Here is a 926-nt window from a genome sequence, read left to right as displayed (position 1 = left end):
CGGAGCCGGAACCAGTAGAAGCCGTGTCCGGCGAGGGTGAGCAGGTAGGGGAGTTCTCCGATGGCCGGGAATCGCACGCCGCCGATGAGTTCGACGGGGTGGCGTCCGTTGAATTCGCGCAGGTCGAGTTCGGTGGGCTGGGCGAAGCGGGAGAAGTTGTGGACGCACAGGACGAGGTCGTCGTCGGCTTCGCGGAGGAAGGCGAGGACGGCGGGGTTGGAGGAGGGCAGTTCGGTGTAGGTGCCGAGTCCGAAGGCCTTGTTCTGTTTGCGGATCTCGATCATGCGGCGGGTCCAGTGGAGCAGGGAGGACGGCGAGGACATGGAGGCCTCGACGTTGGTGACCTGGTAGCCGTAGACGGGGTCCATGATGGTGGGGAGGAAGAGGCGGCCGGGGTCGCAGGAGGAGAAGCCGGCGTTGCGGTCGGGGGTCCACTGCATGGGGGTGCGCACGGCGTCGCGGTCGCCGAGCCAGATGTTGTCGCCCATGCCGATCTCGTCGCCGTAGTAGAGGATCGGTGAGCCGGGCAGGGAGAGCAGCAGGGCGGTGAAGAGTTCGATCTGGTTGCGGTCGTTGTCGAGGAGGGGGGCCAGGCGGCGGCGGATGCCGATGTTGGCGCGCATGCGCGGGTCTTTGGCGTATTCCGCGTACATGTAGTCGCGTTCCTCGTCAGTGACCATTTCGAGGGTGAGCTCGTCGTGGTTGCGCAGGAAGATGCCCCACTGGCAGTTGGAGGGGATGGCGGGGGTCTTGGCGAGGATCTCGGAGACGGGGTAGCGGGACTCGCGGCGGACGGCCATGAAGATGCGGGGCATGACGGGGAAGTGGAAGGCCATGTGGCACTCGTCGCCGCCGGAGGGGAAGTCGCCGAAGTAGTCGACGACGTCCTCGGGCCACTGGTTCGCCTCCGCCAGCAGCACCGTGTC

The 926-nt window shown here is 66.6% G+C and carries 1 protein-coding gene; it reads right to left on the bottom strand.

Annotated elements, in window-relative coordinates; all coding sequences use genetic code 11:
* A partial coding sequence (locus ABEB03_RS43690; RefSeq protein ID WP_345658672.1) for an alpha-glucosidase C-terminal domain-containing protein occupies positions 1 to 926 on the bottom strand: 926 nt, incomplete at both ends.

Origin of the sequence: Streptomyces siamensis, assembly GCF_039543605.1 — a bacterium.
GTDB lineage: Bacteria > Actinomycetota > Actinomycetes > Streptomycetales > Streptomycetaceae > Streptomyces > Streptomyces siamensis.
Note: the sequence above shows the minus strand (reverse complement) of the source record. Positions and strands in the feature narration are given on the sequence as shown.